Source organism: Rhodopseudomonas sp. (assembly GCF_036404135.1).
Lineage (GTDB): Bacteria > Pseudomonadota > Alphaproteobacteria > Rhizobiales > Xanthobacteraceae > Rhodopseudomonas_A.
The window spans coordinates 24,181-45,635 of record NZ_DASWPE010000093.1 but is presented as its reverse complement, the minus strand read 5'-3'; the positions used below and the strand labels follow the sequence as shown (position 1 = coordinate 45,635).

At 65.7% G+C, this 21,455-nt stretch carries 16 protein-coding genes and 1 pseudogene; 7 read left to right on the top strand and 10 right to left on the bottom strand.

Translation table 11 applies throughout. The annotated features are described in order from the left end of the window. Together uvrA and VGC77_RS10655 are read right to left on the bottom strand one after the other, a co-directional pair. A partial coding sequence (uvrA, locus tag VGC77_RS10660; RefSeq protein WP_331171539.1) for an excinuclease ABC subunit UvrA occupies window positions 1-2,675 on the bottom strand: 2,675 nt, incomplete at its 3' end. Between the two features lie 312 nt (window positions 2,676-2,987). After that, window positions 2,988-3,713, bottom strand: a complete 726-nt coding sequence (locus VGC77_RS10655; protein WP_331171541.1) for an outer membrane protein — start codon at window positions 3,711-3,713, stop codon at window positions 2,988-2,990. A 444-nt stretch (window positions 3,714-4,157) separates the two neighbouring features. Between VGC77_RS10655 and VGC77_RS10650 the strand changes: the two genes are divergently transcribed. After that, window positions 4,158-4,667, top strand: coding sequence for a single-stranded DNA-binding protein (locus VGC77_RS10650; protein WP_331171538.1), 510 nt, complete (start codon window positions 4,158-4,160; stop codon window positions 4,665-4,667). A 172-nt stretch (window positions 4,668-4,839) separates the two neighbouring features. On the opposite strand, the gene VGC77_RS10645 is transcribed toward VGC77_RS10650, so the two are convergent. Together VGC77_RS10645 and mazG are read right to left on the bottom strand one after the other, a co-directional pair. Beyond that, window positions 4,840-6,141, bottom strand: coding sequence for a hemolysin family protein (locus tag VGC77_RS10645; RefSeq protein WP_331171537.1), 1,302 nt, complete (start codon window positions 6,139-6,141; stop codon window positions 4,840-4,842). 180 nt (window positions 6,142-6,321) lie between these two features. After that, window positions 6,322-7,146, bottom strand: coding sequence for a nucleoside triphosphate pyrophosphohydrolase (gene mazG / locus VGC77_RS10640; protein WP_331171536.1), 825 nt, complete (start codon window positions 7,144-7,146; stop codon window positions 6,322-6,324). A gap of 113 nt (window positions 7,147-7,259) precedes the next feature. Here mazG and queC point away from each other — a divergent pair, with 113 nt between their 5' ends. Next, window positions 7,260-8,003 (top strand): 7-cyano-7-deazaguanine synthase QueC, encoded by a 744-nt coding sequence (gene queC / locus VGC77_RS10635; RefSeq protein WP_331171535.1) that lies wholly within the window; start codon window positions 7,260-7,262, stop codon window positions 8,001-8,003. Window positions 8,004-8,157: 154 nt separating this feature from the next. On the opposite strand, the gene VGC77_RS10630 is transcribed toward queC, so the two are convergent. From VGC77_RS10630 to nthA, 3 genes are read right to left on the bottom strand one after another with little or no spacing between them, the layout of a single operon-like run. Next, complete coding sequence (locus tag VGC77_RS10630; protein ID WP_331171534.1) at window positions 8,158-8,544, bottom strand: nitrile hydratase accessory protein; 387 nt, start codon at window positions 8,542-8,544, stop codon at window positions 8,158-8,160. Continuing rightward, on the bottom strand, window positions 8,541-9,197 hold the full coding sequence (gene nthB, locus VGC77_RS10625; RefSeq protein WP_331171533.1) for a nitrile hydratase subunit beta: 657 nt from the start codon (window positions 9,195-9,197) through the stop codon (window positions 8,541-8,543). The genes VGC77_RS10630 and nthB overlap by 4 nt, the downstream gene beginning before the upstream one ends. Beyond that, window positions 9,197-9,823, bottom strand: a complete 627-nt coding sequence (gene nthA / locus VGC77_RS10620; RefSeq protein WP_331171532.1) for a nitrile hydratase subunit alpha — start codon at window positions 9,821-9,823, stop codon at window positions 9,197-9,199. Before nthA ends, nthB begins: the two co-directional genes overlap by 1 nt. Before the next feature lie 179 nt (window positions 9,824-10,002). Between nthA and VGC77_RS10615 the strand changes: the two genes are divergently transcribed. Both VGC77_RS10615 and VGC77_RS10610 read left to right on the top strand, forming a co-directional pair. Then, complete coding sequence (locus VGC77_RS10615; RefSeq protein ID WP_331171531.1) at window positions 10,003-10,332, top strand: YdhR family protein; 330 nt, start codon at window positions 10,003-10,005, stop codon at window positions 10,330-10,332. A gap of 153 nt (window positions 10,333-10,485) precedes the next feature. After that, window positions 10,486-11,205, top strand: coding sequence for a hypothetical protein (locus VGC77_RS10610; RefSeq protein WP_331171530.1), 720 nt, complete (start codon window positions 10,486-10,488; stop codon window positions 11,203-11,205). A gap of 127 nt (window positions 11,206-11,332) precedes the next feature. On the opposite strand, the gene VGC77_RS10605 is transcribed toward VGC77_RS10610, so the two are convergent. Continuing rightward, window positions 11,333-13,399: an ATP-dependent helicase gene (locus VGC77_RS10605; protein WP_331171529.1), complete on the bottom strand. Its 2,067-nt coding sequence runs from the start codon at window positions 13,397-13,399 to the stop codon at window positions 11,333-11,335. A 282-nt stretch (window positions 13,400-13,681) separates the two neighbouring features. Between VGC77_RS10605 and VGC77_RS10600 the strand changes: the two genes are divergently transcribed. Further along, window positions 13,682-15,364, top strand: coding sequence for a methyl-accepting chemotaxis protein (locus tag VGC77_RS10600; RefSeq protein ID WP_331171528.1), 1,683 nt, complete (start codon window positions 13,682-13,684; stop codon window positions 15,362-15,364). A 51-nt stretch (window positions 15,365-15,415) separates the two neighbouring features. Here the strand turns inward: VGC77_RS10600 and VGC77_RS10595 are convergent, their stop codons facing one another. Both VGC77_RS10595 and bla read right to left on the bottom strand, forming a co-directional pair. Continuing rightward, entirely contained in the window at window positions 15,416-16,717 is a 1,302-nt protein-coding gene (locus tag VGC77_RS10595) for an MFS transporter (protein ID WP_331171527.1), read from the bottom strand. A 239-nt stretch (window positions 16,718-16,956) separates the two neighbouring features. Then, window positions 16,957-17,852, bottom strand: a pseudogene (bla, locus tag VGC77_RS10590) (class A beta-lactamase). Between the two features lie 528 nt (window positions 17,853-18,380). Here bla and VGC77_RS10585 point away from each other — a divergent pair. Both VGC77_RS10585 and VGC77_RS10580 read left to right on the top strand, forming a co-directional pair. Beyond that, the gene (locus VGC77_RS10585; RefSeq protein ID WP_331171526.1) at window positions 18,381-19,400 is read left to right on the top strand and encodes a TRAP transporter substrate-binding protein; all 1,020 of its coding nucleotides are present in this window, start codon (window positions 18,381-18,383) and stop codon (window positions 19,398-19,400) included. A 193-nt stretch (window positions 19,401-19,593) separates the two neighbouring features. Then, the gene (locus VGC77_RS10580) at window positions 19,594-21,243 is read left to right on the top strand and encodes an acyl-CoA synthetase (protein WP_331171525.1); all 1,650 of its coding nucleotides are present in this window, start codon (window positions 19,594-19,596) and stop codon (window positions 21,241-21,243) included. The last annotated feature ends 212 nt before the right edge of the window (window positions 21,244-21,455 follow it).

Here is a 21,455-nt window from a genome sequence, read left to right as displayed (position 1 = left end):
AGCGTGGTGGCCTGCTGGCCGACATGGATGTAGTCGAGCCCGACGCGGTGCAGGGTCTTGAAGGTTTCGCGGACGCGGGGCACCGCCTTGAAGAACTCGGCGGCTTCTTCCACGGTCATGTCGAGCACGTCGGCGATCGACTTGCCCTTGAACAGCACTTCGAGCGTTTCGCGGTTGTAGCGCTTGCCTTTGCAGAGGTCGCAGGTGACGTAGACGTCGGGCAGAAAGTGCATCTCGATCTTGATCACGCCGTCGCCCTGGCAGGCCTCGCAGCGGCCGCCCTTGACGTTGAACGAGAAACGGCCGGGCTCATAGCCGCGCGCCTTGGATTCCGGCAGCCCGGCGAACCATTCGCGGATCGGCGTGAAGGCGCCAGTGTAGGTCGCGGGGTTGCTGCGCGGGGTGCGGCCGATCGGCGACTGGTCGATGTCGATGATCTTGTCGATATGCTCCAGCCCCTCGATGCGGTCGTGCGGTGCTGCGCCTTCGCTGGCGTTGTTGAGCTTCCGCGCCAGCGCTTTGTAAAGCGTGTCGATCAACAGCGTCGACTTGCCGCCGCCGGAGACGCCGGTGACGCAGGTGAACAGCCCGAGCGGGATTTCCGCCGAGACGTTTTTCAGATTGTTGCCGCGGGCGTTGATCACCTTCAGGGTGCGGCGATGGTTCGGCGGCCGCCGCTCCGGCACCGGCACGAACAATTCGCCGGTGAGATATTTGCCGGTCAGAGATTTCGGATTCTTCATCACCTCGGCGGGGGTGCCTTGCGCCACGATATGGCCGCCATGGGTGCCGGCGCCGGGGCCGACGTCGACCACGTAGTCCGCCGCCAGCACCGCGTCCTCGTCGTGCTCGACCACGATCACGGTGTTGCCGAGGTCGCGAAGCCGCCGCAGCGTATCCAACAGCCGCGCATTGTCGCGCTGGTGCAGCCCGATCGACGGCTCGTCCAGCACATAGAGCACGCCGGTGAGGCCCGAGCCGATCTGCGAGGCGAGGCGGATGCGCTGGCTCTCGCCGCCCGACAATGTGCCGGAGGCGCGCGCCAACGTCAGGTAGTTCAGCCCGACGTCGAGCAGGAAGGACAGCCGCTCGCGGATCTCTTTCAGGATCCGCACCGCGATCTCGTTCTGCTGCTTGTTCAGCAAGGACGGCACGGTCTCGAACCATTCGCCGGCGCGGCGCACCGACAGTTCCGAGACCTCGCCGATGTGCTTGCCGCCGATCTTGACGCACAAAGCCTCCGGCTTCAGCCGGAAGCCGTGGCAGCCGGCGCACGGCACGTCGGAGAAATACTTGCCGAGCTCCTCGCGCGCCCATTCGCTTTCGGTTTCGCGGAAGCGGCGCTCGATATTGGTGACCACGCCCTCGAACGGCTTCTTGGTGTCGTAAGAGCGCACGCCGTCTTCGTAGGAGAATTTGATCTCGTCGTCGCCGGAGCCGTGCAGCAGCGCGTTCTGCACCTTCTTCGGCAGGTCCTTCCACTTGGTGTCGAGCGTGAACTTGTAGTACTTGCCGAGCGCGGTCAGGGTCTGGATGTAATAGGGCGACGACGATTTCGCCCAGGGTGCGATTGCGCCCTTGCGCAGCGTCAGCTCCTTGTCGGGGATCACCAGGTCGGCGTCGATGTGCTGCTCGATGCCGAGCCCGCCGCATTCCGGGCAGGCGCCGTAGGGGTTGTTGAAGGAAAACAGCCGCGGCTCGATCTCGGGAATCGTGAAGCCGGACACCGGGCAGGCGAATTTCTCCGAGAACAGGATGCGTTCGGCGCCGGTCTTGTCGTGGATCTTGGCGACTTTCTTTTTTTCACCCTCCCCTTGAGGGGGAGGGGTGGGGTGCGCAGAGCTTGCGGCTTCACCCCCTCCCGACCGCTTCGCGGTCGACCTCCCCCCTCCAGGGGGAGGTGAAGGAAGCGCCGGCGCGTCGGCATATTCGATCACCGCGAGGCCGTCGGCGAGTTTCAGCGCGGTCTCGAAACTCTCGGCCAGCCGCTGGCCGAGGTCCGGGCGAACCACGATGCGGTCGACCACGACGTCGATGTCGTGCGGGAATTTCTTGTCGAGCACCGGCGCTTCGGCGAGTTCATGGAACGCGCCGTCGATCTTGACGCGCTGAAAGCCCTTTTTGAGATAGTCGGCGAGCTCCTTGCGGTATTCGCCCTTGCGGCCGCGCACCACCGGCGCCAGCAGATAGAGGCGGGTGCCCTCCGGCAGCGCCAGAACCTTGTCGACCATCTGCGACACGATCTGGCTTTCGATCGGAAGCCCGGTGGCCGGCGAATAGGGCACGCCGACCCGCGCCCACAACAGCCGCATGTAGTCGTAGATCTCGGTCACGGTGCCGACCGTGGAGCGCGGGTTTTTCGAGGTGGTCTTCTGCTCGATCGAAATCGCCGGCGACAGCCCGTCGATCTGGTCGACGTCGGGCTTTTGCATCATCTCCAGGAATTGCCTGGCATAGGCCGACAGCGATTCGACGTAGCGGCGCTGGCCCTCGGCATAGATGGTGTCGAATGCCAGCGAGGACTTGCCGGAGCCGGACAGCCCGGTGAACACCACCAGTTGGTCGCGCGGGATCTCGAGGTCGACGTTTTTGAGATTGTGTTCGCGCGCACCGCGAATGGTAATGGCGCGCTGCTGGGAGCCCGCCTGCCGCTTGGCCTTGATCACTTCATCCATCAGGTTGTCCTGGACGCCGCCGCGCCACGTTAAAGGGCGCGCAGCCCCGGAATGACCGGATCTGACGCCAGTTGGTTGGCTTGAACCTAGCCTTGGAACATAGGAAGAACGAGGCGGGATTTCCAGTGCCGCGAGGCGGCCATCAACGGTTTGTTGCCGGCGGCCCGCAGCGCGAGCGGTGAGGCGCCGATTCGGCCGCGCCTGACCAGGCGTTGGCGCTGTGCAAACAAAATGGCCGGCGCTGGAGCGCCGGCCATTCGTCAGACAAGTTCAACCGTGCAGGCGGGTCCAACCGTGCAGGACGGCCGAAGCTCAGTAGCGGCCGACGATCGGGCCGCCCCAGCGATAGTTGAGCCGGGCGGTGACCAGATCGGTGTCGCCGCCGGTGCGGAAGGTGCCCAAAAGGTTGCCGGTGAAGTTCTCGGTCTTACGATCAATGAAGAGATGATCGTATTCCACGCCGACCGACCAGTTCGGCGCGAAGCCGTATTCCAGGCCGACGCCGGCGGTGCCGCCCCAACGGGTCCGGTCACTCGTCGAGCCATCAAACCCAGCGACGCCCGGGAAGAAATAGTTGTAGCTGGAACTGGTGACCGCTGCACCGCCCTTGACGTAGAGCAGCGCGTTGTTCCAGGCATAACCGACCTGGCCGGTGAACAAGCCGAACGCCTTCAGCTTGGAATTGTCGACAAATCCGGCGAAGTCGGTGTGGTTGCCCTTGATGTCAGCCCAGTCGCCCTGCGCTTCCAGGCCGAACACCCAGGTGCCGCTCTGCCAGCGATAGCCGATCTGGCCGCCGGCCACCGCGCCGTCTGCGGTGTGCGATCCATAGTCCAGCCCGTCGATCCCGCCGGTCCAGCGGTCCTTGGCCCAGCCGCCGCCGGCGTTGGCACCGATGTAGAAGCCGGACCAGTCATACACCGCCGCGACATAGGCCGGCGCCTTGGTATAGGTGCGAGCGGGAAGATCAGCAGCGACCGCGGGAGCGGCCATACCCAAAGCGACGAGACCAACCGTACCGAGCAAAAATCTCTTCATTGCAGCCTCTCCAATCATAATCGCTTCGTGTCCGGCAACGGCAGTTCGAAGCGCGAGCACCCTTATTCCGCGAGTAGTTATACGCTGTTTCGCGCGAAAAGCCGTCACCGAAAAGCAACACTCGGCGATCAAGTGACGACCCTCGAAGCCGGTGATTTCCCTGCGGTATTCCGCCACGCTGGCCGTCCGGGCCGCGGCCGGACCGCGGCCGCCGCGGGAACCCGATGAACCCACAACCGTTTTCGATTTCGCCCTGGCCACAAGAACAAAACTCGAACATAATGCCGTGATCGCGATGTGGATAACGCTTTGAGCGGCCCCGCGCGGGTCGATTGAGAGGGTATAGCCTGTCACCGAGGTGGCGGCTGGTGGCGTCAGTTTGCGATGGCCGTCCCGATCTCTGGGCGCGGCCGTGTGCAGAGTTCTAGCGAGTGGAGAGCGGCGATGGCGGGAAGCGTGAACAAGGTGATTCTGATCGGCAATCTGGGCGCCGATCCGGAAATTAAGCGAACTCAGGATGGGCGGCCGATCGCCAATCTGCGGATCGCGACCTCGGAAACCTGGCGCGACAAGAATTCCGGCGAGCGCAAGGAAAAGACCGAGTGGCACCGCGTGGTGATCTTCAATGAAGGATTGTGCCGGGTTGCCGAGCAGTACCTGAAGAAGGGCGCCAAGGTTTACATCGAAGGGCAGTTGCAGACCCGCAAATGGACCGACCAGAGCGGCGTCGAGAAGTACTCCACCGAAGTGGTGCTGCAGAACTTCAATTCGACGCTGACCATGCTCGACGGCCGCAGCGGTGGCGGCGGCGGCGGATACGGCGCGGATGATTCCTCGGGCGGCGATTTCGGCTCCAGCGGGCCGTCCAGCGCACCGCCGCGGCGCGCGCCGGCGGCCGCCAGCAGCGGCGGCGGCGGCCGCTCCAGCGACATGGACGACGATATCCCGTTCTAAGGCGAGCTCGCAGCCGGCCGGATCGACTGCGACAGCGGCAACGGCCGGCCGGCAGCAAACAACGTTCCGAAGGCCGGCTTGCTGCAGCGCGCGGGCCAGGCCGGCGGGGGATATCGAACTGCGCCGAGCGATCGGGCGCGGAGCGCGCCGCGATCGCGGCCAGCGCGCGGCGTCAGGCCGCCGGCTCGGCCTCGTCGAGCTTGCTGGCGAGAATCTTGTCGATGCGGCGGCCGTCGAGGTCGACGATCTCGAACCGCCAGCCGTGGTCGTCGAACTTGTCGCCGACCTGCGGCAGCGCGCCGAAATGCTGCAGCACCAGCCCGGCGACGGTGTGATAGTCGCGATGGTCCGGAACCGGAATCGCCAACAGATCGCCGAATTCGTCGACCGGCATCCAGCCCGACACCAACAGCGAGCCGTCGTCGCGGCGCACATAGGCGGGCTCCGCCGGTCCGGTCTCCGAACTGAACGCGCCGACGATCGATTCCAGAATGTCGGCGGTGGTCACCACGCCTTCGAACGCGCCGTATTCGTCGTACACCAGCCCCATATGCACTGCGGAGCGCTGCAGCACCGCGAGCACGTCGCGGGCGTCGGCGGTGGAGGGAATCACCGGCGCGTCGCGCACCAGCGCCCGCACATCGGGTTTTTCGCCGCGCATATAGACCACCAGGACGTCCTTGGCCTGGATGATCCCGATCGGGTTGTCGCGGTCGCCGTCCGACACCGGCAGCCGCGAATGCGGGCTTTGGGCGAAGATCTCGCGGATCGCGTCGGGGTGGTCGTTGAGGTCGATCACGTCGACCTCCGGGCGCGGCGTCATCACCGCGCCGACCGGGCGGTCGCCGAGCCGCATCACGCCGGCGATCATTTCCTTTTCGCCGGGCTCCAGCACGCCGGCGGTTTCGGCTTCCAACACCAGGCTGTGAATCTCGTCTTCGGACACCTTGTCCTCGGCGGCGCCGCTCTGGCCGAGCAGCGCCAGGATCGCCTTGCCGGAGAGGTCGAGCACGAACACCAGCGGCAGCGACACCGTGGCCAGCACCGCCATTGCCGGCGCCACTTTGACCGCGACCGCCTCGGGATCGCGCAGCGCCACCTGCTTCGGCACCAATTCGCCGACGATCAGCGTGGCGTAGGTGATCAGCGTCACCACCAGGCCAAAGCCCAGAATCTCCGCGGCGCCGGGGCCGACGCCGACCTCGAGCAGCCAGGCGCTCAGCCGCTGACCGAGCGTGGCGCCCGAAAACGCGCCGGACAGCACGCCGACCAGGGTGATGCCGATCTGCACGGTGGAGAGAAATTTGCCGGGATCCGACGCCAGCGTTAGCGCCTGATCGGCGCCTCTGATCTTCTTCTGCGCCAGCAGCGCGAGCCGCGCCGGCCGCGACGATACGATCGCCAGTTCGGACATCGATAACAGACCATTGACGACGATCAGCACGACGACGATTGCAAGTTCAGTAGCCAGCATGGGGAAGGGGTTCGATCCTGTCGGTGGAGGGGTTGACCCCCAACATAAGCGCTGCGGCGCGGTTTCCCCAGCGTCCGCCGCGCCAGGCGGGCGTGGAGGCAGACAAAATCCTTGGTCCGCAGATTATTACGAGGGATCATTCATCCATGACATCAGCGGCAAGCGGGGCCCGTGGCCGGCTCAGTCCCGCGACTCGGCGGCCTTGGCCTCGTTCCACAGCGCGTCCATTTCGGCGAGCGAGGCCTCCGTGCAGCCGCGGCCCTGCACCGCCAGCGCGCGTTCGATGTAGCCGAAGCGGCGCTCGAATTTGGCGTTGGTGCCGCGCAGCGCCATCTCCGGGTCGGCGCCGACGTGACGCGCCAGATTGACCAGCGCGAACATCAGATCGCCGGTCTCCGATGCGATCTCGGCGCTGTTGCCGGCGTCGAGCGCGGCTTCGATCTCGCAGGCTTCCTCGCGGATCTTGGCCAGCACCGCACGCGGATCGTTCCAGTCGAATCCCACCGTGGAGGCCTTGCGCTGCAGTTCCATCGCCCTTGTCAGCGCCGGCTGCCCCGGTTTGACGCCGGACAGCAGCGACGGCGTCTGCTCGGGCTGCGCGGGGCGCCGCGCCGCGCGCTCGGCCTTCTCCTCCGCCTTGATGCGCTCCCAGGCGCCTTCGACGTCCGACGGCGTCAGCCGGCCGGTGCTGTCGGCGAACACGTGCGGGTGCCGGCGGATCATCTTGCGGGTGATCGCCTCGACCACCCCGCCGAAGTCGAACGCGCCCTGTTCCTCGGCCATCCGGGCGTGGAACACGACCTGCAGCAACAGGTCGCCGAGCTCGTCGCGCAGGTCGTCGAGGTCGTTGCGCGCGATCGCTTCCGCGACCTCGAAGGCTTCCTCGATGGTGAACGGCGCGATGCTGGCGAAGTCTTGTTCGAGATCCCAGGGGCAGCCGGCCCCCGGGGTGCGCAGCGCCGCCATGATTTCGAGGAGACGGGCGATATCGCGGGAAGGGGTCATGGCACACCGGGGCTTAAGACGCATGCGCCCTCTATGCCGCAGCCGCGGCCGGCCGCCCAGCAAAAAACCGCCAGCGGTTTGGCCTGGCCGCCCGGCAATGCTAAGGGCAGCCGATGAGCCAGATCTTGCAACACGACGCCGCCCTGGTGCTGTTTTCCGGCGGCCAGGATTCCGCCACCTGTCTTGCCTGGGCGCTGTCGCGCTTTGCCCGGGTGGAGACGCTGGGCTTCGCCTACGGCCAGCGCCACGCCGTTGAACTGGATTGCCGCGAGCGGCTGATCGAAGGCCTCAAAGACATCCATCCGGACTGGGCGAAAAAACTCGGCGACAGCCACACGCTTTCGATCCCGACGCTGGCGACGATCTCCGACACCGCTTTGACCCGCGACGTCGAAATCGCGATGGGCGCCGACGGCTTGCCCAACACCTTCGTGCCGGGACGCAATCTTTTGTTCGTGAGCTTCGCAGCCGCCTTGGCGTATCGGCGCGGCATCGGCGCGCTGGTCGGCGGGATGTGCGAGACCGATTACTCCGGCTATCCGGACTGCCGCGACGCCACGCTGAAGGCGCTCAATGTGGCGCTCAATCTTGGCATGGCGACGGATTTTCAGCTGCACACCCCGCTGATGTGGCGCGACAAGGCCGCGACCTGGACGCTGGCGCATGAGCTCGGCGGCGCGGCGCTGGTCGACCTGATCCGCGAACATTCTCACACCTGCTATCTCGGCGAACGCGGCGGACGGCACGATTGGGGCTATGGCTGCGGCGAATGCCCGGCCTGCCAGCTCCGCGCCAAGGGTTGGCGGGAGTATCAGGCCGGCCAAGCGTCGTTGTCTGCCGGCACGGCGTCATCCTGAGGCGCCTGATCTGCGCGCGAGTGCGCGCAGATCAGGCCTCGAAGGATGGGCAGCACATTCGGCGCGTCATCCTTCGAGGCTCGCCGCTGACGCGGCTTCGCACCTCAGGATGACGCCGCCGCGACATCGCTCGCACATAACTTCGCGCCCAGCGCTACGTCGCAAAATCCTGCGGCTGCAGCAGGATCGGCGCGCCATGCGGGGTGCGGTCCGCGGCGCGGTCCCAGGCGTCGCGGGTGCGATGCAGAGTTTCCACGCTGGCGACGCCTTTCTCGGCGATCAGCCGTTCCAGCGTCGCCAGCCAATGCTGGTAGTAGCTGTCGCCGCGGTCGGGATCGCCGGCGGCCTGCGCGCGCGCAATCTCCTCGGCCAGCGTCGCCGCCCATTCGCTCCAGCTGAACAGCCCGCGCTGATGCAGCGCCAGCGCCATCGCAAAGGCCTGCGCCTGCCACGGCTCGGCAAACACCGGGCCATCGTCGTCGCGCGGCAGGCCGGGCAGTTCGACCGCGCCGTCGATCGTCGGGTCGGCGCGCTGCGTCATGGCGCCGGCTCCAGATAGGATTCCCAGGCCTCGACCGAAATCCGGGTGTCCGGCTCGGCGGCGTCGCCCCACAATTCCGAGCCGTCGAAGCTGACGGTGTAGAGCCATTGCGGATCCTCATTGCCGCAGGCATTGGCGTCGGCGAATACGTGGCAGCCGTGCACGCACCAGATCACCCCGAGATGGCCGCGAACGTAACGCGGCAGCCGGGTGTGCCCCGGCGTTTGCAGCGACCGTGCGCGCACCCTCGCGCCGATCGCAAACCGCGCCGGGCGCGCCGGCTTGCGCAAGGTCGGCGCGCCGCGTTGCAGCATTGCCGCGACCTCGTCGGCGCGCAGCACCGGCAGCGGTTTTGCCGGATGCAGCGACCGCCCGGCTTCGATCTCCTCGGGCGTCACCAGGCCGCGCTCGGCCATCAATCGTTCGAGCCCCGCCAGCCAGATCTGGTAGTAACTCTTGCCGAGATAATCCTGCGGGGTGCGGTTCTCGCGGGCAAAGCGCGCCATGTCGATGGTCCAGCCACCGGGCTTGGCCATCGCCAGCGTCAGCGCGAAGGCGCGGCGCTCCCATTCCGCATGAAACACCGGCTCGTTCGGCTCCGGCAGGATCGGGCCGAAGCCGGCGACGCCGCCCATGTCGTGCGCGCCATCCATCAGCGCGGCTCCGCGGGATGTTTGGCAAGCCCGGTGCCGATCATGCTATCGCGGGTCACCAGCTCCGCCAGTTGCTGCTCGCTCCAGCCCTCGGTGCCGGCGGGCCGCAGCGGCAGCACCAGATAGCGGATTTCAGCGGTGGAATCCCACACCCGGATCTCGGTGTGCAGCGGCAGCGTGACGCCGAATTCGCGCAGCACCGCGCGCGGCTCCTTCACCGCGCGGGAGCGATAGGCGGCGGATTTGTACCACACCGGAGGCAGCCCCAGCACCGGCCACGGGTAGCAGGAGCACAGCGTGCAGACCACCATGTTGTGCAACGAGGGCGTGTTCTCGACCACCACCATGTGCTCGCCCTGGCGGCCCTGGTAACCGAGTTCGGCGATCGCCGCGCTGCCGTTCTCCATCAGGCGGGCGTGATAGGCCGGATCGCTCCAGGCCTTGGCGACGACGCGGGCGCCATTGCGCGGCCCGACCTTGGTCTCGTAGGTTTCGATCAACAGATCGAGCGCCTTGGGATCGACATAGCCCTTCTCGACCAGAATGGTTTCCAGCGCCCGGACCCGCAATTCGGTCTCGGACAACTCCGAATGCTCATGGGAATGCGGGTGCTCGCTGATGCTCATGCGATGCAGGATAGGCGGGAAATCGTCGCGCTGTCGAGGCGCTTTGCCCGGCGCTGCCATGTTGCAGCGCGGTGCACGGCGGCATCGGGCGACGGCTTGCGCCATGCGATCGTCGCACTACCTGCTTAGCATCGCAGGCCGGAGCGGGGACACCGGCCCCGACCGTAGGAGGCATCGAGATGATCACGACCGTGGTGCAATTTCATCTGCCGGCGCCGATCACGCTGCAGGAGGCGACGCGGCGCTTCGCCAGCAGCGCGCCGAAATATCACAAGCTGCCGGGCCTGATCCGCAAGTACTACATCCGCTCGGAAGACGGCCGCACCGCCGGCGGGGTCTATCTGTGGGAATCCCGCGCCGCTGCGGAGAAGGTCTATGATGGCGAATGGACGGCGCGGGTGACGCAACTCTACGGCGTTGCGCCGGTGATCAGCTGGTTTGAAAGTCCGGTGATCGTCGACAATCAGATCGAGCCACCGATCAGCACCGCGGCGGCGCCGGCGCGGTAACATCCCGCGCGATTGTGAAGCCATTCGTTGCGCCGCGGCAACGATCCCGACCCACTACAATTAGCCGTGATTTAACTTCGGGTCCGGAATGTGCAACTCTACCTTGCACAAAGTTGGCTCTCGCGAATTCATTTCATGTCGTTGGAGGCTACTATGTTCGAGCCCGAACTCTCCCTCATTCCTCAACCCGATGGCAGCTTCACGCTGTTGGTCAAGGCATTGGTTCCCAACTCGTGCTACACCGCCGGCGCGATTACCAAGCGGCCGAGCCCCATTGCCGGGGCCGAGTTCTTCAATTTTGAAATCGCGCATCGCCACGGCCTTTGCGCGCAGTTCGTGCATTATGTCTCGGATTCGCTGGCCGGCCTGCATCCGCGGCCGGGCAAGGACTCCTTCGTGGTGGTGTTCAGCATCGTCGACGGCAAGGAGGCCGGCCACGCCGCCGTGACGTTCCCGAAGATCGAGGCGCTGCCCGATCTGAGCAGCAAGCCGGTGCCGGACTTTCCGATCTTTCCGGACAGCGTGTCGGCGATCGTGCATTCCGGAGTGGTCGGTCCGGCCGAACTCAGCGTCAGCTGCCTGGTGGCGACGCCGACGCCGGGCTTCAAGGCCAAGCTGGAGGAAGCCAGTCCACAAGGCTTCAATCCGGCGATCCTGTTGCTCAATCTGATCGTCACGCCGCCGCATCAGCGGCAGATCCAGATCCCCGGAACAGCGGGCGCGCATTACGAGAAGAGCCCGTATAAGGGGCATTACTCCGACGTCTCGATCCTCAACGGCAGCCAGATCGTCACGGTGCCGGTGATCGTGATCTTCTCGGCGTTCGAAGCGGCGCACAAATACGACTTCAGCACCCGAGGCGTCAGCGCCTGACGCCGCGTCGCAGCTGCGGCGTCGCATCGGCAAATGCGATGTCGCTTCTGCGCACAGCCGACACCGGCGGAGCGCGCGTCGCGCCGATCGATCTCGCAGGATGCGCGGATCGTTCGGCGAGGTCTGACTATCGCCACATGCCGCGCATCCGCGCGCCGATGTCGAGCCGCGGACCTTGTCGCTGCGCGGCGGCGGTGGCCGCCGTCACCCGCGGCCAGCTGACGCGTTCGAACAGTCCGAGCAGCCGATCCGGAATGAAACGGCTGCGCGAGGCGTAGACGTGGCGGTCGCCCTGCGCGTTCTGGCCATGGGTGAAGAAACGCTGCGGCACCACCAGATGCAGGTCGTCCTTGGCCCTTGTCATCGCCACGTAGAGCAGCCGGCGTTCTTCCTCGATCTCGGCCGAGGTGCCGGTGCCGAGGTCGGACGGCATGCAGCCGTCGACCACGTTGAGCACGAACACCGACTTCCATTCCTGGCCCTTGGCGGAATGGATCGTCGACAGGATCAGATAGTCCTCGTCGCGCATCGGCACGCCGGCCTGGTCGCTGGTGGCGTCGGGCGGATCCAGCGTCAGCTCGGTGAGAAAGCGTTCGCGCGACGGATAGCCGCCGGCGATCTGTTCGAGCTGGATCAGGTCGGCGCGGCGGGTGAGGGCGTCCTCGTGGATGCGGTCGAGATGCGGCTCGTACCACAGCCGCGCACGCTCCAATTCGGCCGGCCAGCCGGCGCCGCGGTGCAGATCGATGAGCGTGGCGATGAGCTCGCGCCAGTCGGCGGCGGCGCGCGGCGGCGCCGGGGCCTCGCCGAGCGCTGTCATCGGATCGGCCGCGGCGGCGATGTGATCGAGCACGCGTTGCGCCGAACTCGGACCGATGCCCGGGATGAGCTGCAGCAGCCGGAAGCCGGCGACGCGGTCGCGCGGATTCTGCACGAAGCGCAGCAGCGCCAACAGGTCCTTGATATGCGCGGCATCGAGGAACTTCAGCCCACCGAATTTGACGAACGGAATGTTGCGCCGGGTCAGCTCGATCTCCAGCGGGCCGGAATGCGACGAGGTGCGGAACAGCACCGCCTGTTGCTTCAACAGCGCGCCCGACTCGCGATTGTCGAGCACGCGCTCGACGATGTAGCGCGCCTGATCGGCCTCGTCGCGCACGCCGACCAGTTGCGGCGCTGAGCCTGCGGCGCGATCGGTCCACAGGTTCTTGGTGAAGCGCTCCTTGGCCAGATCGATCACGCCATTGGCCGCCGACAGAATGGCCTGCGTTGAACGATAATTGCGGTCCAGCGTCACCACGGTGGCGCGCGGGCTGAACTGGCCGGGGAAATCCAGAATGTTGCGCACCGTCGCGGCACGAAACGAATAGATCGACTGCGCGTCGTCGCCGACCACGGTGAGGCCGGCACCGCTGGGTTTCAGCGCCCGCAGGATCGAGGCCTGCAGCCGATTGGTGTCTTGATATTCGTCGACCAGCACGTGATCGAAGCGGCTGGCGACGTCGGCGGCGAAGCCGGCATCGGCCATCGCCTGCGCCCAGTACAGCAACAGGTCGTCGTAATCGAGCACGCGATGGCGCTGCTTGGCTTCGACATAGCCCGCGAATAGTTGCTTCAGCTCGGCGGCCCAGCCGGCGCACCACGGAAACGACGCGCCGAGCACCTGATCGAGCGCCGCCTCGGCGTTGACGCAGCGCGAATAGATCGAAAGACAAGTGCCTTTGGTGGGAAACCGACTCTGGGTTTTCGAAAATCCCAGCTCGTGCCGCACCAGATTGATCAGGTCGGCGGAATCCTCGCGGTCGTGGATGGTGAAGGCCGGATCGAGCCCGAGCTGTTCGGCGTGCTCGCGGAGTAGCCGCGCGCCGATGCCGTGGAAGGTGCCGGCCCAGGTCAGCGCGTCGCTGACCACGCCGGCCTGGGTCCCCATCGCCTTGCGGACGATGCGCTCCACCCGACGGCTCATCTCGGCGGCGGCGCGGCGTGAAAACGTCATTAACAGCAGCCGCCGCGGGTCGGCGCCGTTGACCAAGAGATGCGCCACCCGGTGCGCCAGGGTGTTGGTCTTGCCGGAACCGGCGCCGGCGATCACCAGCAGCGCCGGGGCAGGCGGCGCGCCATACCCCGCGCCGATGCCATGCTCGACGGCGCAGCGTTGCTCCGGATTGAGTCCGTCGAGATAGGCCTGCGGCACGAATCGTCCTTCGGAAAACCCGACGCTCCCAGATTCCTGCTTTGTTCGCAATCGGCATCGCGCGCAGATCTCGGCGCCAATCGCGGCCGCCGGCTCAACTGGTAGTTCCACGAATGACTTCCTCAACTTTTCCGCAATTAATCGTCGGCAAGGTTGCACGATCGAATCTTGCGCCAGGCCCTTGGCGCCGTCCTGTCGTCGCGGGCCCGCCGCAGCCCAAAGGTTGCGAGGGGAACCGATCGCGCAGCTTGGCGGGGACTGGCATAATCTAAAGGAAGTCCGGTGCGCATTTCGCTGAAGACGTCGCTGATCGGGATCGTCTCGTTGCTGCTCGTGGTGCTGATCGGGCAGGCGTGGATGTCGCTGTCGAAGATCGGAGCGGTCAATCTGAAGAGCGAGGACATCGCCTCGAACTGGCTGCCCTCGGTCAAGCAGCTTGGCGAGATCAAATACGCCGCGGTGCGCTACCGGGTGGCGAGCCTGCGGGTGCTGCTCGCCAGCGACGCCGACTACCGCCAGAAGCTGGTGGCCAATCAGGCGATGCGGGCAGGGGCGGTCGAAGAACTGGCCAAGCGCTACGAGCCGCTGATCAGCAGCCCGCAGGAACGCAAGCTGTGGGACGAGGTCAAGGACAAATGGTCGGCCTATCTGAAGCTGCAGTTGCAGATGTCGGAATTGGCCAACTCGGGCAAGGGCGGCGACCTGTTGAAGGCCGATGATGCGGGTGCCCGGCCGATGTTCGACGAGGTGCTTCAGGTGCTCGACGCCGACGTCGATCTCAACGACAAGGGCGCCGCCGCGGCCACTGCCGCGGCGCGCGACTCCTACAATTCCGCCTGGTCGACCACGATCGTGGTTGGCTCGCTGGCGGTGCTGATCGGCATCGCCGCGGTGCTGTTCGTGATTGTCCGGGTCGCCGCCGGGCTCACCGGCTTGAACGGCGCGCTGGCCAAGATGGCCGGCGGGCAGCTCGACATCGAGATTCCCGGCGCGCAGCGCGCGGACGAAATCGGCGACATGGCCAAGAACGTGGTGACGATCCGGCAGAACTCCGAAAACGCCGCGCGCGAGCAGGCCGAGGCCAAGGCGCAGCGCGATCGTCAGGCCGCCGAGCAGCGCCGGAGCGAGATGCACCGCATGGCGGACGATTTCGAAGGCGCGGTCGGTGAGATCATCGAAACCGTGTCGTCGGCCTCCACCGAGCTGGAAGCCTCAGCCACCACGTTGGCGGCCACCGCGGAGCGGGCGCAGAGCCTCGCCACCGTGGTCGCGGCAGCCTCCGAGGAAGCCTCGACCAATGTGCAGTCGGTGGCGTCGGCAACCGAGGAAATGAGCTCCTCGATCACCGAGATCAGCCGCCAGGTGCAGGACTCCGCCCGGATCGCGGGCGAGGCGGTCGACCAGGCGCGCACCACCAACGACCGGGTCGGCGAACTGGCGAGCGCCGCGGCGCGCATCGGCGACGTCGTCGAACTGATCAATTCGATCGCCGGACAGACCAATCTCTTGGCGTTGAACGCCACCATCGAAGCGGCTCGCGCCGGGGAAGCCGGCCGCGGCTTCGCCGTGGTGGCCTCCGAGGTCAAGGCCCTGGCCAGCCAGACCGCCAAGGCCACCGGCGAGATCGGCCAGCAGATCACCGGCATTCAGTCGGCGACGCAACAGTCGGTCGGCGCCATCAAGGAGATCGGCACGATCATCGGCAAGATGTCGGAAATCTCCTCCACCATCGCCGCGGCGGTCGAACAGCAGGGCGCCGCCACCCAGGAAATCTCCCGCAACGTGCAGCAGGCCGCGGCGGGCACCCACGAGGTCTCCGCCAATATCAGCAACGTGCAGCACGGCGCCAGCGAGACCGGCTCGGCCTCCTCGCAGGTGCTGTCGGCGGCGCAGTCGCTGTCACGCGACAGCAACCGGCTGAAGCTGGAAGTCGGCAAATTCCTCAGCACGGTGCGCGCCGCCTGAGCGGACATCAGCGTCGTCGCAGCCTGCAGGGCCGCGACGGCGCCCGAAAAATCAGATCTCGGCCTTACGCGCGGCCAGGATGCACAGCAGCGACACTGCTGCGGCGGCGAGCTGATAGTAGCCGACATAGCTCATGCCGTAATTGGCCTGCAGCCAGGTCGCGATATAGGGCGCCAGCGACGCGCCAAAAATGCCGGCCAGGTTGAAGGTGATCGAGGAGCCTGTGTAGCGCACCCGGGTCGGGAAGGGCGCCGCGAGGGCCGCGCCGATCACGCCGTAATTCATCCCGAACAGCAGCATGCCGACGGTGGTGAAGACGTAGATGCCGAGCAGGCCGGCAGCTAGCAGCGGCGCCAGCGCGAACGAGAACAGCCCGAAGATGATCGTGCTGGCGAGCAGCAAGGTGCGGCGTCCGAAGCGGTCGCCGAGCTTGCCGGCGGCGATGGTGCTGAGGCCGAACAGCGTCGAGCCGTAGACCTGCACCAGCAGCGCGTCGCGAAACGACACCCCGGCGACCTTGACGTTGTAGGACAACAGATAGGCCGTGCAGATGTAGAATGCGACGAAGGTCACCAGCGCCATGAAGGTGCCGATCAGCAGGCTGCGCTTGTGATAGCGGAACACGTCGAGGACCGGCACCGCGACCCGCTCGGCCTTGTCGATGGCGCGCTGGAATTCCGGGGTCTCGGTGATCGACAGCCGAACCCACAGGCCGATGGCGATCAGCACGATCGATGCGATGAAGGGAATCCGCCAGCCCCAGGCCAGCAGCGCGTCCTGCGACATGAAGTGCAGCAGGATCCAGAATACGCCGGAGGCCAGAAACAGCCCGACCGGCGCGCCGAGCTGCGGAAACATGCCGTACCAGCTACGCTGGCCATCGGGCGCGTTCTCGGTGGCCAGCAGCACCGCGCCGCCCCATTCGCCGCCGAGCCCGAATCCCTGGCCGAACCGGCACAGCGCCAGCAGCAACGGCGCGATCACGCCGATCTGCTGATAGCTCGGAATCAGACCGATCACCACGGTGGAAATTCCCATCGTCAGCAAGGCCGCGACCAGGGTGGTCTTGCGCCCGACCCGGTCGCCGAAATGCCCGAAGATGATGGCGCCGAACGGCCGGGCGAAGAATGCGATCGAGAAGGTGGCGAACGAGGCCAACAGCGCCGTCATCGGATCGTTATTGGGAAAGAACAGCGTCGGAAACACCAGCACGGCCGCGGTGGCATAGACGTAGAAATCGAAGAACTCGACCGTGGTGCCGATCAGGCTCGCCAGCAGCACCTGCGCGGGGGAATTCAACGGCTTGCGGCGCACGGCGGCGGCGCCCGCCGGCCCGAAATTGGTTGCGTCCATGATGATTCAGATCCGTCAGATGCGGTTGCGCCCGCAGCCGCGGGGCGCTCAAACCCGGTGAAACCGGCGATTTAACCCAATACCGGCGGGGACGGTAGCCAATATCGCCGGGAATCTTGCAAATTTCGCCGTACCGGCCCGGTCCAACGAGCGGATCGGCCCGGCGTCGCTCGCACGGCCCGAGGCCGGAGGTTTTCCAAGGCGGTGTCCCGGATCCGAACACCGTCGGATCCGGCTGCTCATCGGGCCAGGCTCGCCGCGACGGAGCGAGCCACCGCGGCATGGGTCGCGTTGCGCTCGTCGTCGGAGCCCGACGTTTCGGTGAGATAGGCCGCGATAATGAGAGGCGGCCGATGCTGCGGCCAAATCACCACGACGTCGTTGCTCGAACCATCGCTGCCGCTTCCGGTCTTGTCGCCGACGCGCCACGACGGCGGCAGTCCGGCCCGCAACCTGGCGCTGCCGGTCTTGCAGTCGACCAGCCATTTGATCAGACGATCCCGCGAGGTCGGGGCGAGGGCCGTCCCGAACACGAGCGTCCGGACGGTGCGGGCCATCGCTGCCGGCGTGGTCGTGTCGCGAGGATCGCCCGGTGTGGCTTCGTTGAGATCCGGCTCCGTGCGATCGAGCCGTGTCGCGTCGTCACCGAGGAAGCGGGCATACCCGGTCAACGCGGCCGGGCCACCGAGCCGGGTCAGCAGCAGGTTGGCCGCGGTATTGTCGCTGAGCACGAGCGCCGCTTCGCAGAGTTCGGCGACCGACATGTCTTGTCTTGGCCGACCCGCTGTTCGGAGATCGGCGCATAGGAAAGGAGGTCCTGCGGTTCGATGCGCACGTGTCGCTCGAGCTGTTCAATTCCGGCATCGACCCGGGCCAAGATGGCTCCCACAGCGATGAGCTTGAACGTGCTGCACATCGGAAAACGTTCATCCAGACGGTGACCGACGATAGCGGCAGATTTCACATCGAGAACCGCAACGCCAAGTCGGCCGCCGCTGGTTGCTTCGATCCCGGCAAACGCCGCCGGCAGCGATGCGAAGCAATCGCCATCTGCCGCGACGGCAGATCCCGGCGCCAGACAGGCTCCCAGCACAGTCGCCAGACCGCGTTCGGTGAAGTGGCGTCGTGTGTACATCGCTGCTCCTGCAGGTCTCGCCGCGTCTGTGAAAACCTGTCGATCTTATCAGGGATCGCGACGGCCTTTGGAGCCATGTCGATCTTTGAGGGTGCGCAATATCTGCGCCGTCGGCGCCGGGGGAGCGCTGGCGCCTGGGTGGTATAATTCGCATAAGGTATATTATGGAATATAAATTCACAGCGAATATTGAAATCAGCTCAAAGAGTTGCGCCGCGCGGCGACCATGGTCGCCGCAGAACCTCCTGTCGGTCAGCTCTGCCAAGCGGTCTGCCGCGAAGCCCCGTCCGCTGCAGCGGAGCGCCGCGCAAGCCTCGGCGGGTAAGCTGCCGGCCGCGGCGGCGTGGCACACCGCGGCGCGCCGTGCAACGCAGCAGGCTCTGGCGAACCCGCGTCGCGCCGTGGACGGCGTCGGCTGGTTGCTCGAACGCGCTGGAAACACTTGACCGGATCGAGTTTGAATGATGACCAGATGACCAACGCGCATTTGCGGGCTTGGCGACAACAAGGATTGGCGGGGGAAAACCGATGAGGGTTTCGCGGCGGACAATGTTGAAGGCATCGGCGGCCGTGACCGTGCTGGGCGGCGGCGCGGCGCCATGGGCGGCACGCGCGCAACAGGCCGAATTCATCTACAAATACGCCAACAACCTGCCCAGCACCCATCCCTTGAACGTGCGCGCTCGCGAGATGGCGGCGGCGATCAAGGCGGAGACCGGCGGCCGGGTCGACATCCAGATCTTCCCCAGCAATCAGCTCGGTTCCGATACCGACATGCTGAGCCAGATCCGTTCCGGCGGCGTCGAGTTCTTTACGTTGTCGGGGCTGATCCTGGCGACGCTGGTGCCGGCCGCCTCGATCAACGGCATCGGCTTTGCATTCCCGGACTACGACACGGTGTGGAAGGCGATGGACGGCGAACTCGGCGCTTACGTGCGCGGCGAGATCAGCAAGGCCAACCTCGTGGTCATGGACAAGATCTGGGACAACGGCTTTCGCCAGACCACCTCCTCGACCCGGCCGATCACCGGCCCCGACGATTTCAAGGGCTTCAAGATCCGGGTGCCGGTGTCTCCGTTATGGACCTCGATGTTCAAGGCCTTCGACGCCGCGCCGGCCGCGATCAATTTCAGCGAAGTGTATTCCGCGCTGCAGACCAAGGTGGTCGAGGGCCAGGAAAATCCGCTGGTGCTGATCTCCGCCGCGAAGCTCTACGAGGTGCAGAAATATTGCTCGCTGACCAACCATATGTGGGATGGTTTCTGGTTTCTGGCCAACCGCCGGGCCTGGGAAAAGCTGCCGGAGGATCTGCGCGGCATCGTCGCCAAAAACATCAACGCCGCAGCGACCAACGAGCGCGCCGACACCGCCATGCTGAACGAGACCGTGCACGGCGAGCTGATCGCCAAGGGCCTGACCTTCAACCAGACCGCCGCTGCGCCGTTCCGCGAAAAACTGCGCAAGGCCGGCTTCTACGCCGAATGGAAAGCCAAATATGGCGAGCAGGCTTGGTCGCTATTGGAAAAATCCGTCGGCAAGCTCGCCTAAGCATCTGTAGCCCGAGCGTTGCCCTGCCCGCACCGGCGCGGCGTGATCCGCTGGCGCGGATGCCGGGTTGGATTATTGTGGCCGTGTTCCCTGGTCTTCGATCGGATTCGGGGACCGCCCAAAGAGCCGGCACCCTGCTGTCGCATCGGTCAAAGAAACGCGCCCAACGTTTTGATACAATGAGGTTTCGTCCATGACATCCGAGTCGAATCAATACCGCATCGGGTTGCAGCAGACGCCGGCCAATTACGTGCCGCTGTCGCCGCTGAGCTTCCTCGAGCGCAGCGCCAACGTCTATCCGCAGCTCACCAGCACGGTCTATGAGGGCCGGCATTTCACCTGGGGGCAGACCCGCGAACGCTGCCATCGCTTTGCGTCGTATCTGGCCGGATGCGGCGTCGGACGCGGTGATACCGTGGCGGCGATGCTGCCCAACGTGCCGGCGATGAACGAGGCGCATTTTGCGGTGCCGATGCTCGGCGCGGTGCTGAACGCGCTCAACATCCGGCTGGAGCCGTTATCGATCGCGTTCCAGCTCGACCATGGCGGCGCCAAGGTGATCCTGGTCGATCCGGAATTCTCCGCGGTGATTTCCGACGCGCTGGCGCTGATGGCCGGTCCGCGTCCGCTGGTGATCGACGTCGACGATGCGAGCTTTAGCGGCGGCCAGCGGATCGGCGAGATCGAATACGAGGCGGCGGTGGCCGCCGGCGATCCGGATTTCATCGCACAGCGCCCCGACGACGAATGGGACGCCATCGCGCTCGGCTACACCTCCGGCACCACCGGCAATCCGAAGGGCGTGGTGACCCATCACCGCGGCGCTTATCTCAACGCGGTCAGCAACATCCTGGCCGGCAATCTCGGGCCGCATCCGGTGTATCTGTGGACGCTGCCGATGTTTCATTGCAACGGCTGGTGCTTTCCCTGGACCATCGCCGCGGCCGCCGGCGTCAATGTCTGCCTGCGCAAGGTCGATCCCCCGAAGATCTTCGCGCTGATCGAGCAACACGGCGTCACCCACATGGCTGGCGCGCCGATCGTCTACAACACGCTGATCAACGCCCCCGGCGCGCCGAAGGCGCCGCGCAACAAGCCGGTGGTCGGACTGATCGCCGGCGCGGCCCCGCCGGTCGCGGTGCTGGCCGGCGCGGAAACCATCGGCATCAAGCTGACCCACGTCTACGGCCTGACCGAAGTCTACGGCCCCGCCTCGGTGTGCGCCGAGCAACCCGGCTGGGATGCGTTGCCGGCGCCCGAGCGCGCCCAGTTGAAGCGCCGGCAGGGCGTCCCCTACCCGCTGCAGGAAGCCGTCACGGTGCGCGATCCCGACACCATGGCCGAGGTGCCGCGCGACGGCGAGACCATCGGCGAGGTGATGTTCCGCGGCAATATCGTGATGAAGGGCTACCTGAAAAACGAGAAGGCCACCCAGGAAGTCTTCACCGGCGGCTGGTTTCACACCGGCGATCTCGGCGTGCTTGATGAGCAGGGCTATGTCATCATTAAGGATCGCTCCAAAGACATCATCATCTCCGGCGGCGAGAACGTCTCCTCGGTCGAGGTCGAGGACATTCTCTACAAGCACCCGGCGATCCTGTTCGCTGCGGTGGTCGCCAAGCCGGATCCGAAATGGGGCGAAGTGCCCTGCGCCTTCGTCGAATTGAAGGACGGCGCGCAAGCCACCGAGGCCGAGATCATCGCCTTCTGCCGCGAACACATGCCGGGCTTCAAAACCCCGAAGGTCGTGAGGTTTGCGACGATTCCGAAGACCTCGACCGGCAAGATCCAGAAGTTCATGCTGCGCGACCAGGTGAAATCAGCGAAAGCGATTTCGGAGTAGCAGCCACTGGTAGTGCTACCAGCTATCAAATTAGGGATTTGTTAACCATCAACTCTCAGCGTAAACTTTGACTCAAATCTCATAATGCGATGAGCGCATTCGCTTAAGCGTGAGGAGTTTCCTTTGTTGCACAAGGAATCACCATGCTTGAGTCCGGGGCTGATTGCTCGCCTATCCGCTCGTCCCCTTGTCCTCGACGATCGCTGCGTCGT

Coding starts and splice junctions, on each gene's coding strand:
- VGC77_RS10595 (WP_331171527.1), bottom strand. CDS start 16,717: ATGGACGCAACCAATTTCGGGCCGGCGGGCGCCGCCGCCGTGCGCCGC.
- VGC77_RS10585 (WP_331171526.1), top strand. CDS start 18,381: ATGAGGGTTTCGCGGCGGACAATGTTGAAGGCATCGGCGGCCGTGACC.
- VGC77_RS10655 (WP_331171541.1), bottom strand. CDS start 3,713: ATGAAGAGATTTTTGCTCGGTACGGTTGGTCTCGTCGCTTTGGGTATG.
- VGC77_RS10645 (WP_331171537.1), bottom strand. CDS start 6,141: ATGCTGGCTACTGAACTTGCAATCGTCGTCGTGCTGATCGTCGTCAAT.
- VGC77_RS10630 (WP_331171534.1), bottom strand. CDS start 8,544: ATGACGCAGCGCGCCGACCCGACGATCGACGGCGCGGTCGAACTGCCC.
- nthB (WP_331171533.1), bottom strand. CDS start 9,197: ATGGATGGCGCGCACGACATGGGCGGCGTCGCCGGCTTCGGCCCGATC.
- VGC77_RS10610 (WP_331171530.1), top strand. CDS start 10,486: ATGTTCGAGCCCGAACTCTCCCTCATTCCTCAACCCGATGGCAGCTTC.
- mazG (WP_331171536.1), bottom strand. CDS start 7,146: ATGACCCCTTCCCGCGATATCGCCCGTCTCCTCGAAATCATGGCGGCG.
- queC (WP_331171535.1), top strand. CDS start 7,260: ATGAGCCAGATCTTGCAACACGACGCCGCCCTGGTGCTGTTTTCCGGC.
- VGC77_RS10650 (WP_331171538.1), top strand. CDS start 4,158: ATGGCGGGAAGCGTGAACAAGGTGATTCTGATCGGCAATCTGGGCGCC.
- nthA (WP_331171532.1), bottom strand. CDS start 9,823: ATGAGCATCAGCGAGCACCCGCATTCCCATGAGCATTCGGAGTTGTCC.
- VGC77_RS10580 (WP_331171525.1), top strand. CDS start 19,594: ATGACATCCGAGTCGAATCAATACCGCATCGGGTTGCAGCAGACGCCG.
- VGC77_RS10615 (WP_331171531.1), top strand. CDS start 10,003: ATGATCACGACCGTGGTGCAATTTCATCTGCCGGCGCCGATCACGCTG.